The sequence below is a fragment of the Acetobacter conturbans genome, assembly GCF_011516755.1.
Classification (GTDB): domain Bacteria; phylum Pseudomonadota; class Alphaproteobacteria; order Acetobacterales; family Acetobacteraceae; genus Acetobacter; species Acetobacter conturbans.
This window is the reverse complement of record NZ_WOSY01000007.1, coordinates 160,134-172,574: the sequence shown is the minus strand read 5'-3', so window position 1 is coordinate 172,574 and position 12,441 is coordinate 160,134. Positions and strand designations below refer to the sequence as shown.

Genomic DNA, 12,441 nt, shown 5'->3' with positions numbered 1-12,441 from the left:
TTTTTGTTTTTCTGGCTTTATCCGGAGTAGTTGAATGAGCCTTAAGATCCGTCTTGCCCGTGCTGGTGCGAAGAAGCGTCCTTATTATCACATCGTGATTGCCGACAGCCGTTCGCCGCGCGATGGCCGCTTCATCGAGAAGGTTGGCGCGTACAACCCGATGCTGCCGTCCGATCACGCCGAGCGTGTGAAGCTGACGAACGAGCGCATCGCGCACTGGCTGTCGCAGGGCGCTCAGCCGACAGACCGTGTCGCTCGCTTCCTCGGCAATGCCGGCCTGATCGCGAAACCGACCTGGAACGAGCAGCCGAAGCAGGCCGCGCCGAAGAAGAAAGCTCAGGAGCGTGCGAAAGCTGCCGCTGCCGCAGCTGCTGCCGCAGCCTGAAGCTGAAAGACCGGAAGACGCTTTCTTGCCATGACAGACAGACTTATCCAGATCGGAGTTATAGGGAGGCCGCACGGTGTGCGCGGGCTTGTGCACGTGCACAGCGGCGTCGCCGACGAGGCTTCCCTTGTCTCCTATGGGGTGCTGACTGACGATCATGGCGATCGCTGGACCCTGAGCTGGCGTTCGGGCGGCGTGGCGGAACTGCGCGATGCGCAGGGAAACCCGCTCGCAGACCGGACGGCGGCACAGGCGCTGGTCAACCGCAAGCTCTATGTCGGCCGTGACATGCTGCCGGAACCTGACGAAGACGAGTTCTATCACAGTGACCTGATTGGTCTGGATGCTGTGGAAGACGGTGCTTCGCTCGGGCGGATTGTCACGGTGCATGATTATGGCGCGGGAACGAGTCTCGAACTCGATACCGGGCTGATCGTGCCATTTACCAAGGTGTGTGTACCCGAACTCGATTTCCCCAATCGCCGCGCGACCATCGTGCGTCCGATAGAGGTGATCGGTGAGGAAGAACACGCGCCGAAGGGAAGTGCCGCATGAGCTGGACGGCGACGATCATCACCCTGTTCCCGGAGATGTTTCCCGGCCCGCTCGGTCAGTCACTGGCCGGACGCGCGCTGGAGAGCGGCACTTGGAACTGCGACGTGCGCGACCTGCGGGCTTTTGGGCTCGGACGTCACAACGCCGTGGACGACACACCTTTCGGGGGTGGTGCGGGCATGGTGATGCGTGCGGATGTGGTGGACACGGCCCTTGAGTCGGTCTCGCGGCAAGATGGCGCTCCGTGCGTCTATCTGACCCCGCGCGGTCGCCCGCTGGCGCAGGCCGATATCCGTCGTTACGCGGCGGGGCCGGGTGTGACCCTGCTGTGCGGGCGTTACGAAGGTGTGGACGAACGCGTTCTGGAAGCACGCGCCATCGAGCAGGTCTCGATCGGCGATTATGTGCTTTCAGGCGGGGAAACGGCGGCACTGGTGCTGCTGGATGCCTGCGTGCGGCTGCTACCCGGCGTCATGGGTTCTGCGGAAAGTGGTGTCGAGGAAAGCTTCTCCGACGGTCTTCTTGAATATCCTCACTATACCCGCCCCGCCGAATGGCAGGGCCGCTCGGTGCCGGACGTCCTTCTGTCCGGAAATCACGCGGCCATCGCCCGCTGGCGGCGCGAACAATCCGAGCGGGTCACGCGCGAGCGTCGGCCCGACCTGTGGGCAGCTCATCTGTCGCACAGTTCCAGACCATCCGTTCAGGAAGGACAGTCCCTATGAACATCATCCAGCAGTACGAGGCCGACGAAATCGTGCGCCTCACCGCCATTCGTGAAGTGCCTGTTTTCCAGGCCGGCGACACCGTCCGCGTGTCCGTCCGCGTCAAGGAAGGCGAGCGCGAGCGCGTTCAGGCTTACGAAGGCGTTGTCATCGCCCGTTCCAACAAGGGCCTGAACAGCAACTTCACGGTTCGCAAGATCTCCAATGGTGAAGGCGTGGAGCGTGTGTTCCCGCTGTATGCGCCGACCATCGCCGAGATCAAGGTGATCCGTCGCGGTAAGGTGCGTCGCGCGAAGCTGTATTACCTGCGTGGCCGTAGCGGTAAGTCCGCTCGTATTGCCGAGCGCGCTCGTGACACGGGTCCGGCCGCCAAGGCCAGCGCATAACGGATTTCCGTTCGGAAAAGCCGGTGTCCCGCAAGGGCACCGGCTTTTTTGTTGGCGTTTGTATGCCTTTGAGAGGCTCTGTTGTTCCGTGCCGCGTCTTTTTCAGGGCTTTGCGCCAAAGCCCCGGGTCTTCGGAAACCCGCTTGTTTATCAACAGAGCAGGCTGTCGAGCCCTGCGGTTCATGCCGGATGCGGGCCGAGCCCGGGATTCCGTTAACCCGTTGAAAAATCACACCCAACACGTAACGACAACAGAGCCTTTGCAAACCTATTCCCGATGAGGGGAGAGTTTTCCGGACTGTGCGGGGAGTCCGGAAACGGCACGCAATCCTTTCATTTCCTTCCAAATGCAGGAGATTGCTCGGTGCCATCCTTGGGTTTGCAGGATATATCATCGCTTTTTTAGCTGCTTAGGGCATTGCGAAAGACGCTCCATCTGAGCGCGCCAAAGGCGGTGCCTTTGGAAACCATTTGTGTTAGTTTCTTCACGGATGCTTGCGGGTTAGAGCAACGCTCGCCACATCTTCACTGCATATACCGTGATTTGTGTATCCCTGTTGCATGGACGGCCTTGACGTTCCGCGCGGCGGGGAGGCAAAGCCCGGGTTCATTTCAGGATATTCAGGATTGGCCATGTCACCGCGTACTCTGTTCGACAAGATCTGGGACAACCACGTTGTCGATACTCTCGAGGACGGGACCGCCATCCTATATATCGACCGGCACCTTCTTCATGAGGTGACCAGCCCGCAGGCGTTCGAGGGGCTGCGTCTGGCTGGCCGCAAGCTGCGTCACCCCGAAAACACGATCGCGGTTGTGGATCACAACGTGCCGACTTCCGACCGGACCAAACCGATCGAGGAGCCGGAAAGCCGCAACCAGATCGAGACGCTGGAGCGTAACGTCAAGGAATTCGGCGTTCCGTATTTCCCTCTGCTGTCGGCCAATCAGGGCATCGTGCATGTGGTCGGCCCCGAGCAGGGCATCTCGCTGCCGGGCATGACGATCGTTTGCGGTGACTCCCACACCTCCACCCACGGTGCGATGGGTGCGCTGGCCTTTGGCATCGGCACGTCCGAGGTCGAGCATGTGATGGCCACGCAGACCATTTTGCAGAAGCCCGCGAAGAACATGAAAATCGCCGTCGAGGGGCAACTCACGCCGGGCGTGACGGCGAAGGACGTCGTGCTGGCGATCATCGGCAAGATCGGCACGGCAGGCGGCACAGGGCATGTCATCGAGTTCTGCGGTTCCGCCATTCGCGGGCTGGACATGGCGGGCCGTATGACGGTCTGCAACATGGCTATCGAAGGCGGTGCCCGTGCGGGTCTGATCGCACCGGACGAGACGACATTTGCGTATGTGAAGGGCCGTCGTTTCGCTCCCAAAGGGGAGGGGTTCGATGAGGCCGTCGCATACTGGAAGACGCTGGCTGCCGATGAAGGTGCGGTTTACGACACCGAGATCACGCTGCGGGCTGAAGATATCGAGCCGTGCCTGACATGGGGCACAAGTCCGGAAACAGTGCTGCCGATCAACGGCACGGTACCGGACCCGGCCAATGAGGCCGACGAAGCGAAGCGTGCGCAGCTCGTGCGGATGCTGGAATATATGGACCTCAAGGCCGGTCAGAAGATCGCCGGGACACCGGTCGATGTGGTGTTCATAGGCTCCTGCACCAACAGCCGTATCGAGGATCTGCGGGCAGCAGCGTCGATTGCTGCGGGCCGCAAGGTTGCCGAGGGTGTGCGCGCAATGATCGTGCCGGGTTCCGGTCTGGTGAAGGCGCAGGCCGAGGAAGAAGGGCTGGATCGCGTTTTCCTCGACGCCGGTTTCGAGTGGCGTGAAGCAGGGTGCTCCATGTGCCTCGGCATGAACCCGGACAAGCTGACTCCGGGCCAGCGTTGCGCCTCGACCTCCAACCGCAATTTTGAAGGTCGTCAGGGGCCGGGTGGTCGCACGCATCTGCTCTCGCCCGCGATGGCAGCGGCGGCGGCGGTCACCGGCATGCTGACCGACGCCCGCGAACTTACCAACTGATTTCGGCAGAAGGACGAAGACCGATGGAGAAATTCACCACTCTGACGGCTATCGCGGCACCTCTGCCCGAGGCCAATATCGACACGGACAAGATCATTCCGGCCCGCTTCCTCAAGACGACGAAGCGGACCGGTCTTGGCATCCATGCCTTCGACGGCATGCGTTATCGTCCGGACGGTTCTGAAAACCCGGATTTTGTGCTGAACAGGGAGCCTTACCGAAAGGCGGAAATCCTCGTCACACACGAGAATTTCGGCTGCGGGTCGTCGCGTGAGCATGCCCCCTGGGCGCTGCTGGATTTCGGTATCCGCTGCGTTATTGCGCCGTCGTTTGCCGATATCTTTTTCAACAACAGCTTCAAGAACGGCATCCTGCCGATCCGTCTGCCGCGTGAAGTCTGTGACGCGCTAATGGAAGATGCCACGCAAGGCTCCAACAGTCGCATCACGGTCGATCTGGCGCGTCAGGTGGTCATTCGCCCGGACGGACAGGAAGTCGGTTTCGAGATCGACCCGCTCCGCAAGCGTCTGCTGCTCGAAGGGCTGGACGATATCGGCCAGACGCTGAAACAGGTGGGCGCGATCGAGATTTTCGAAGCGAAACGCAAGAAAGAAGAACCTTGGTTTCCTGCTATCGCACTCTGAAAATCTGACGTGACGCCCTGTTGGTGCTTGCTACGTGACAAGCACCAACAGGATTATCTCAGGTCAGCTCAATATCAACTTCCCGGATTTCGGAGCGGTGCTTCTCAGACGGATGGCCGATGTGGAACGGTGCATCAGGAACAAGTTGTACATCGGAGAGCTCTGAAACCGACAGAACGCTCCATTCCCCTGTGGGGGCAATCCCCTTCTTGTGCGAATCTTCGCCACGATACATCAGCACTTTTTCGACATTGTCGCCTTTGCCCAGAGCATGGGGTGATCCGCTCTGCGGCTTGTCTCCCAAAGTAAAGCTGACAACGCTTTTCTTTTCGATGGCTTCACGCAAAGTTTTGTAAGCTGACATTTTCGGCACTCCCTTTGGCAGGAAGTGACATTTAGCCATTCCCGCTGTTCTGTAATAGATTGGAGCGCATTGAGTGTATTGCAAGAGTAATGCGCGAAAATAGTTCAAATCAGGAAGTTTGTGCCGGTTGTGTAATGGTTTATATGTAGACCGTAATTCTATTCATACTTGTATAAATCCTGTATTTATTTCTGTTATTTGCGAATGTTTGATTGCAATAATGGATGCGATGTGATGGCGCGCTTTCTGTGCCTTGCGCATCACAATAATATTTGGGCAGTAAAGGATTTTCCGGGTTTTGCCCCGAACCCCACAAAGGAACAGAGTCCTTTTGATCCCGACTTGGGAATAAATAGGGGCGTGTGCCGCCGCTGCCGGATTCAGCGGCGTCCTGTAACGGCGTCACGCAGAGACCCGGGAGTATTGGGTGCTGTCTGCCTCTGCGCTCCGGAGTAACTCATTCCATATGGGGAATTCTGTCGTGCAGTGCCTCTCAACGAAGCCGGAAGCCGTGCTTTTCCAGTGCTTCCCGCAGGTGTTCACGGCCATGCAGCGCCTTGGGCGTCGCAAAGCGGCGCAGAGTCGCATCCGTCCATCGCTTCTCAGGAAGCCCTTCCGCTTTCTGGAAAGCCGCATAAACGGCGTCGTAATTCGCGATGCCCTGCTGCTCTTCTGATGCATCATAACGCTCCCGGTGCAGCACGACCGATGGGACGAGGCGTGGCCTGATATGCGCGGGTTTCTCCGGGTCCGGTATCCCGACACTCAGTCCGAATGCCACCGTCGTCAGAGGGGGCAGGTCGAGTTCCGTTGCCACCTGTTCGGCGTGGTTGCGCATCGCACCGAGATAAACGATGCCGAGCCCGGCGGCTTCGAAGGAGGCGGCCGCGTTCTGGGCGGCCATCGCGACGTCCACCGTTGCGGCCATGAAGGTGTCGAAATAATCCACCCCTTCCAGAGAAACGCCTTCCGTCGCGCCGAGCCGCTTCAGCCTGCCAAGGTCGATCAGCCACATCAGCAGCAGGGGTGCCTGCCGGATATGGGCCTGATCGCCCGCCAGTTCCGCCAGTCTGTCCTTCCGTGCCTGATCTTCGATGGCCACGACGCTCCATGCCTGCATGTTGCAGGATGACGAGGCCGACTGGGCGGCCGCAATCGCTGCTTCCAGCGCGCCTTCTGGCAGGGGAGTTTTCAGAAAGGCACGTACGGTGCGATGCGCCATCAGGCTTTTCGTCACCGCATCCGGCGTCACGGACGGAACGGGCACGCCCTCACCGTAACGTTCTGTCCAGAGCGCCCGGAAACCGTTGCTCATCTGGAGGTCTGTCCTGCCTGCACGGGCGCAGCATGATCGCGTCGGAACAGCGCCCATTCCTCCATTGATGACCCATCGGGCAGATGGCAGATTCCGTATGTGCCGTCCGCGCCCTGCTTCATCTCCAGATGGCCGCCGATCTTCTCGCAATAAACCGAGGCCGGATTGGCCATGCCTGCACGGGGAGTGGCTGGCTGGGCCGGAGCATCCGCGCATCCACCAAGAAGTCCCGCCAACAGGGCGGACGCGCCCGCACCCATGATTTTCCGATGCATCATCGTTCCTGCTCCTGCTCTGCTCTTATTCCGATCCATCATAGGATGACATTGCACCGCACGAAAACAGCCTGTCCGATGCCGGAAGGCATGTGGAATCCGCTCATCAGCATTGTTCTCACGGAAGGGACGGTGGGAGCCGGGTGAGCCGGATTTTCTCATGTGCAGACAAGCGCAACAAAAATGTCACGTGTCCGGATGTCATTCGGTGGTTGCCCGCCGGATGACCGTTAAGTAATGGTCGGCTCCGTCAGGAAACGGAGCGTCTGGTTCATGAATGGAATAGCGCGGACGGTTGAGGCAGTTTCCGGTGAACCGCCCGAAGGAACCGGAGCGCAGAAGGCGGCGCTTGGCTCTCCCTCGAGTTTTAACGGGGATAAGGTTTTCCGATGGCTGGTGACGGCAGCCGGTGTCGGGGTGCTTCTGCTGCTGGGTGCGATCATTCTTGTGATGGTCAGCGGGGGCATGAAAGCCTTCGAGACATTCGGCCCTGCTTTCTTCGCATCGGCCGTCTGGAACCCCGTGACGCAGAATTTCGGAGCGCTCGCGCCCGTCTTCGGCACGGTCATGACAAGCCTGATCGGGCTGGTTGTCGCCGTTCCCCTCGCCTTTGGCGCCGCGTTCTGGCTCACCCAGATGGCCCCGGCCCGCGTCTCTTTCATCGTCGGTATGGCCGTGCAGCTTCTCGCCGCCGTTCCTTCCATCATCTTCGGTATGTGGGGTTTCTTTGTCATCGTGCCGCTGATGGCGCGTTATGTGCAGCCCCTCCTGCGAAGCTGGTTCGGACATGTTCCGATCATTCACGCGCTTGTGCAGGGTGCACCTTTCGGCACCGGTCTCATGACCGGCGGTCTCATCCTTGCCGTGATGGTGATGCCTTTCGTCACCGCGGTCATGTGCGACGTGTTTGCCTCTATTCCCGCCGTGCTGAAGGAAAGCGGGTTCGGGCTCGGGGCGACCCGCTGGGAGGTCATGCGCAACGTCATCCTCCCCTGGTCGCGCAGCGCCGTCATCGGCAGTGTCGTGCTCGGCATGGGCCGCGCGATGGGCGAGACGATGGCCGTCACCTTCGTGATCGGCAACGCCAACAAGATCGGCTGGTCGCTTTTCGCTCCCGGCAACACGATTGCCTCCCTGATCGCCCTTGAATTTCCCGAGAGTCCGTCAGGCAGCCTGAAGCTCTCTGCCTTGATGGCATTGGGCGCGATTCTGATGGCTCTCTCTTTCATGGCGCTGGCGGTGTCCCGCGTGCTGCTGGGTATGTCCACGCGCCGGGAGGGCCGCTGATCATGACGCAGAATGACGTTGCCGACGACGTGCAGCCCTCAATCGACGGCTGGAAAGTGAATGGCTCGCTGGCCATGCGTCGCCAGATTATGGACCGGACCGCGACAGTCCTCAGCCTTGTGGCCACGGGTGTCGCGCTGCTCGCGCTAGGGTCGATTCTCTTCACGCTCATCATCCGGGGTGCCGGCGGTCTTTCTCTGGTGACGTTCATCCATTCCACGGCTTCGCCGGGATCGAATGGAGGCCTTGCCAACGCCATCATCGGCAGTGTGATCCAGACGGCCGTTTCCATTCTCATCGGTGCACCGCTCGGCATGATGTGCGGCATTTATCTCGCCGATTATGGGAGCGGCTGGATGGCCAGCACGACACGCTTCGTGTCGGACATGCTGCTGTCCGCGCCTTCGATCCTGATCGGTCTTTTCATCTATCAGCTGCTCGTGGTGCCGACGGGGCATTTCTCGGGCCTCGCCGGTTCGGTGGCCCTTGCCATTCTCGCCCTGCCGATCGTGGTGCGGACGACGGAAGACATGCTGCGGCTGGTGCCGATCTCCCTGCGCGAAGCGGGGATCGGACTTGGCGCGTCCAAGTGGCGGGTGATCCTCTTCATCTGCCTGCGCGCCGCCCGGACGGGTGTCATGACCGGTGTCCTGCTGGCGGTGGCCCGCGTGGCGGGTGAGACGGCGCCACTGCTGTTCACCTCGCTGGGCAATCTCGACTGGTCGGTCAGCCTCAACCGCCCGATGGCGAGCCTGCCGGTCACCATTTATCAGTATGCAGGCTCGGCGTTCGATGACTGGGTGCAACTTGCCTGGACCGGCGCGCTGCTGGTGACGCTCGGGGTTCTCCTTATCAATATTCTTGTCCGCGTCGGCTTCGGCCGGAAGGGAGCATAATCGGATGATCGGCCTGACGAACGGACAGATGGCGAATGGAGAGGCGGTGGCAGCGAAGCCGGCGATCTCGGTGAAGTCACTCGATTTCTACTACGGTGATAACAAGGCGCTGCGGAACATCACGATGGATTTCCCGCGCCGCAAGGTGACCGGCATGATCGGTCCCTCCGGTTGCGGAAAATCCACGCTGCTCCGCGTCCTCAACCGGATGTACGATCTCTATCCCGGCCAGCGCGCGACGGGTGAAGTGCTGTTCGACGGGCGCAACATCATCAGTCAGGCCGTTGATGTGAACCGCCTGCGTGCCCGCATCGGCATGGTTTTCCAGAAGCCGACACCTTTCCCGATGTCGATCTATGACAACATCGCATTCGGGGTGAAGCTGCACGAGAAACTGTCGCGGTCGGAAATGGACGGACGCGTGGAAGACGTGCTGCGCCGTGTTGCGTTGTGGCCGGAAGTGAAAGACCGGCTGAAGGCTTCGGCGACGGCTCTTTCCGGTGGCCAGCAGCAGCGTCTGTGCATTGCCCGCACCATCGCGACACGCCCCGAAATCGTGCTGCTCGATGAGCCGACGAGCGCTCTCGACCCGGTTTCCACAGCCCGCATCGAGGAACTGCTGGACGAACTCAAGAAAGAGTTCACCATTGCCATTGTGACGCACAACATGCAGCAGGCGGCGCGCTGCGCGGATCAGGTGGCCTTCTTCTATCTTGGCGAACTGGTGGAAATGGACAGCACCGACCGCATGTTCACCGCGCCGAAAGAGACACGTACCCAGGATTATATCACCGGCCGATTCGGCTGAGGGGAGCAGGGCGATGACCGAGGCGACGCACACCGTGAAGAGCTACGAGCAGGAACTGGAGCATCTCCGGAGCCTGATGGCGCAGATGGGTGGTCTGGTCGAGCGCCAGACCGCGCAGGCCGTGAAAGCGGTCGTGGACGGCGACGAGGAAGCCGCCATCGAAGCGCCGGAGCTTGATCCTGAAGTCGATGAACTGGAGCGTGAGGCCGAGGCGCTAGCCATCCGCATCCTCGCGCTGCGCTCACCCATGGCCGTCGATCTGCGCACCATTGTCGCCGCCCTGAAGGTTACCGGCGATCTTGAGCGTATCGGTGATTATGCTTCTTCTATCGCGCGCCGTGCCATGAAGCTCGAAATGGACGGCAGCACGATGTCCCTTGTCGGCCTGAAGAACATGGGTCGTCTGGTGCAGGACAACCTGCGTCGCGCCATTGATGCGCTGACGGAGCGGGATCGGGACGGCGCAGTCGCCGTCTGGCAGGCCGATACAGCGGTGGATGAGCTTTACACCGCCATGTTCCGCGAACTCGTGACCTACATGATGGAAGATCCGCGTAATATCACTGCCTGTATCCATCTGCTGTTCGTGGCGAAGAACCTCGAACGGATCGGTGATCACACGACCAATATCGCCGAGCGCGTCTATTATGCCGTGACCGGTGAAATGCTGCCTGCCGTGCGTCCGCGCGGCGGTCGCGGCCATACTTCAACCTGAGGACCTCGATGTCGGAATCGCTCGGAGGAGGGAACGGTCTGCGCGTTCTCGTCGTGGAGGATGATCCCTCCCTGCAGGTGATGCTGCGCTACAACCTCGAGAAACAGGGTTATCGCGTGGAAGTGGCGGGGGACGGGGAAGCAGCGCTGACGGCGCTGACAGCTTTCCGCCCGTCGTTTGTCCTGCTGGACTGGATGCTGCCGGGCAGCCTGAGCGGCATAGACATATGCCGTCGGCTGCGTGCGATGCCGGGCGGTCACGAACTGCCGGTTATCATGCTGACGGCGCGCTCCGAGGAGGTGGACGCCATTCGGGGGCTGGAAACCGGCGCGGATGATTACCTGACCAAGCCGGTCAGTATGGCGACGCTGGAAGCCCGTATGCGTGCCCTGTTGCGACGCACGCAGGGGCCATCCGAACTCCTGCACTTCGAGGACATCGTCCTGGATCTGGTGAAGCACCGGGTCGAACGCGGTGGGCGCTCGGTGCAGCTTGGCCCGACGGAGTTCCGGTTGCTGGAATTCTTCATGCGGCGTCCAGGACGGGTCTTTTCACGTGAAGACATCCTGCGGTCGATCTGGGGCGAGAACATTCATGTGGAGATTCGCACGGTCGATGTTCACATCCGGCGTCTGCGCAAGGAGATCAACGGTCTCGGCGAGCGCGATCTGATCCGTACAGTGCGTTCCGCCGGTTATGCACTGGACAGCGAGGGCGAATAACGCCCTTTCCCACCCCTAAAAAGGAGGCGGCATGACCGGAGCCGAATTGGCTGTATGTCTGGCCTCCACCGGGCTGGCCGGTGGCCTGACAGGATGGATGGCCCGCGGGAAACGTCTGAGGCGGGTGCTGCCGGGCAGCGTTCGTGCCCGTCGGGAAGAGGTCGGCACATCCTCCGTCTCCCTTGAGGAAGTCCTCGATCTTTTGCCTGATGCCGCCGTGCTGCTCGACGGCCATGGCGCCATGCGGTTCGCCAATGTCGAGGCGGGTGGGGCGTTTGGTGACGCGCTGGGCACGATCATGCGCTACCCGGCCGTTTTCGCGGCAATGCGGCATCTGGATGGCGCAACTGTCAGCACCAGCGCGGAATTCGTGCTGGAAGTGCCGGTGCGCCGGGTGGTGCGCGTCGATCTGAGGCTTCTGCCTGAAGTTCTGGCAACGGGACCGGCCCATATCCTCGCCATTCTGACAGACTGTTCCGAGCGGGACGCCGTTGAGCGCATGCGGTCCGATTTCGTGGCCTATGCGAGCCATGAATTACGGACCCCGCTTACGGCTCTTATCGGCTTCATCGAAACGCTGCGCGGTCCGGCGGCGGATGATCCTGCCGCCCAACAGCAGTTCCTCGGCATCATGGCGGCGCAGGCCAGCCGGATGCAGCGACTGATCGAGCAGTTGTTGGAACTGTCGCGTGCCGAAATGCTGGAGCACCGCAAGCCGCGCGGTATTGTGGACGCGAAGCATGTCGTGGACCTTGTGCGCGACGAACTGGGCAGTCTGTGTGCGGCCCGGGACATCGAACTGGAAACCATCGCGGATTCCGTCTCGGTGCCGGGAGACGTGGAACAGATTATCCGTGTGCTGGTCAATCTCGTCGAGAATGCCGTGAAATATGCAGGGGCGGATGGCCGGCACGTGCGCGTTTCGGTCACCGTGGAGAAAAAGATTCTCCGGGGCCGTACGGGCGTGTCGTTCGTGGTGCGGGACAATGGGGTTGGGATTGCACCGGAACATCTTCCCCGGCTGACCGAGCGTTTCTATCGTGTGGAAGGGCGTCGCGGCATGTCGGCTTCCGGCTACGGTCTGGGGCTCGCTATCGTGCGGCATATCCTCGACCGCCATGATGGCTGCTTCGAGATCACAAGCAGGATAGGGCAGGGCACGCGCTGCGATGTCTGGCTTCCATCGCTGCGGGAGCCCCGCCTGTCGGGCAGTTAGTTCCCCCTCCCCCAGCATTGTCATGAAGACATCATTTTTCCTGATGGGAGATGTAGGGTAGGAGCGACCCGTCATACGGGCTGGATGCTACAGGCCGTCGTGCTGCTT

The 12,441-nt window shown here is 60.8% G+C and carries 15 protein-coding genes; 12 read left to right on the top strand and 3 right to left on the bottom strand.

Annotated features, from left to right (window positions below; genetic code table 11):
- The first annotated feature begins 34 nt into the window (after positions 1 to 34).
- The 6 genes from rpsP to leuD all read left to right on the top strand — a co-directional run bounded on the left by rpsP (position 35) and on the right by leuD (position 4,735).
- Entirely contained in the window at positions 35 to 385 is a 351-nt protein-coding gene (gene rpsP, locus GOB81_RS09190) for a 30S ribosomal protein S16 (RefSeq protein WP_173570109.1), read from the top strand.
- A gap of 30 nt (positions 386 to 415) precedes the next feature.
- Positions 416 to 940, top strand: a complete 525-nt coding sequence (rimM, locus tag GOB81_RS09185) for a ribosome maturation factor RimM (RefSeq protein WP_173570108.1) — start codon at positions 416 to 418, stop codon at positions 938 to 940.
- Entirely contained in the window at positions 937 to 1,665 is a 729-nt protein-coding gene (trmD, locus tag GOB81_RS09180) for a tRNA (guanosine(37)-N1)-methyltransferase TrmD (protein ID WP_173570107.1), read from the top strand. The genes rimM and trmD overlap by 4 nt, the downstream gene beginning before the upstream one ends.
- Complete coding sequence (gene rplS, locus GOB81_RS09175) at positions 1,662 to 2,051, top strand: 50S ribosomal protein L19 (RefSeq protein ID WP_173570106.1); 390 nt, start codon at positions 1,662 to 1,664, stop codon at positions 2,049 to 2,051. The genes trmD and rplS overlap by 4 nt, the downstream gene beginning before the upstream one ends.
- Before the next feature lie 633 nt (positions 2,052 to 2,684).
- Positions 2,685 to 4,091, top strand: a complete 1,407-nt coding sequence (leuC, locus tag GOB81_RS09170; protein ID WP_173570105.1) for a 3-isopropylmalate dehydratase large subunit — start codon at positions 2,685 to 2,687, stop codon at positions 4,089 to 4,091.
- Positions 4,092 to 4,114: 23 nt separating this feature from the next.
- Positions 4,115 to 4,735, top strand: a complete 621-nt coding sequence (gene leuD, locus GOB81_RS09165; protein ID WP_173570104.1) for a 3-isopropylmalate dehydratase small subunit — start codon at positions 4,115 to 4,117, stop codon at positions 4,733 to 4,735.
- A gap of 58 nt (positions 4,736 to 4,793) precedes the next feature.
- Here leuD and GOB81_RS09160 read toward each other — a convergent pair whose 3' ends face one another.
- The 3 genes from GOB81_RS09160 to GOB81_RS09150 all read right to left on the bottom strand — a co-directional run bounded on the left by GOB81_RS09160 (position 4,794) and on the right by GOB81_RS09150 (position 6,692).
- On the bottom strand, positions 4,794 to 5,099 hold the full coding sequence (locus GOB81_RS09160; RefSeq protein WP_173570103.1) for a hypothetical protein: 306 nt from the start codon (positions 5,097 to 5,099) through the stop codon (positions 4,794 to 4,796).
- 493 nt (positions 5,100 to 5,592) lie between these two features.
- On the bottom strand, positions 5,593 to 6,414 hold the full coding sequence (locus tag GOB81_RS09155) for a nitroreductase family protein (protein ID WP_173570102.1): 822 nt from the start codon (positions 6,412 to 6,414) through the stop codon (positions 5,593 to 5,595).
- Positions 6,411 to 6,692: a putative hemolysin gene (locus GOB81_RS09150; RefSeq protein ID WP_242010158.1), complete on the bottom strand. Its 282-nt coding sequence runs from the start codon at positions 6,690 to 6,692 to the stop codon at positions 6,411 to 6,413. The genes GOB81_RS09155 and GOB81_RS09150 overlap by 4 nt, the downstream gene beginning before the upstream one ends.
- Before the next feature lie 270 nt (positions 6,693 to 6,962).
- Between GOB81_RS09150 and pstC the strand changes: the two genes are divergently transcribed.
- Genes pstC through GOB81_RS09120 form a run of 6 tightly spaced genes read left to right on the top strand, consistent with a single transcriptional unit; the run spans position 6,963 to position 12,333 of the window.
- Positions 6,963 to 7,976 carry a phosphate ABC transporter permease subunit PstC gene (gene pstC / locus GOB81_RS09145; protein WP_173570101.1) on the top strand — a complete coding sequence of 338 codons (1,014 nt, stop codon included), beginning with the start codon at positions 6,963 to 6,965 and terminating at the stop codon, positions 7,974 to 7,976.
- 2 nt (positions 7,977 to 7,978) lie between these two features.
- A complete protein-coding gene (pstA, locus tag GOB81_RS09140) occupies positions 7,979 to 8,872 on the top strand; it encodes a phosphate ABC transporter permease PstA (RefSeq protein WP_173570100.1) in 894 nt (297 codons plus the stop codon).
- A gap of 28 nt (positions 8,873 to 8,900) precedes the next feature.
- A complete protein-coding gene (gene pstB / locus GOB81_RS09135) occupies positions 8,901 to 9,680 on the top strand; it encodes a phosphate ABC transporter ATP-binding protein PstB (protein WP_173570175.1) in 780 nt (259 codons plus the stop codon).
- A 13-nt stretch (positions 9,681 to 9,693) separates the two neighbouring features.
- Positions 9,694 to 10,395 carry a phosphate signaling complex protein PhoU gene (phoU, locus tag GOB81_RS09130; RefSeq protein ID WP_173570099.1) on the top strand — a complete coding sequence of 234 codons (702 nt, stop codon included), beginning with the start codon at positions 9,694 to 9,696 and terminating at the stop codon, positions 10,393 to 10,395.
- A gap of 8 nt (positions 10,396 to 10,403) precedes the next feature.
- Positions 10,404 to 11,117: a response regulator gene (locus tag GOB81_RS09125; protein WP_173570098.1), complete on the top strand. Its 714-nt coding sequence runs from the start codon at positions 10,404 to 10,406 to the stop codon at positions 11,115 to 11,117.
- A gap of 31 nt (positions 11,118 to 11,148) precedes the next feature.
- Complete coding sequence (locus GOB81_RS09120) at positions 11,149 to 12,333, top strand: ATP-binding protein (protein ID WP_173570097.1); 1,185 nt, start codon at positions 11,149 to 11,151, stop codon at positions 12,331 to 12,333.
- Positions 12,334 to 12,441: the final 108 nt, after the last annotated feature.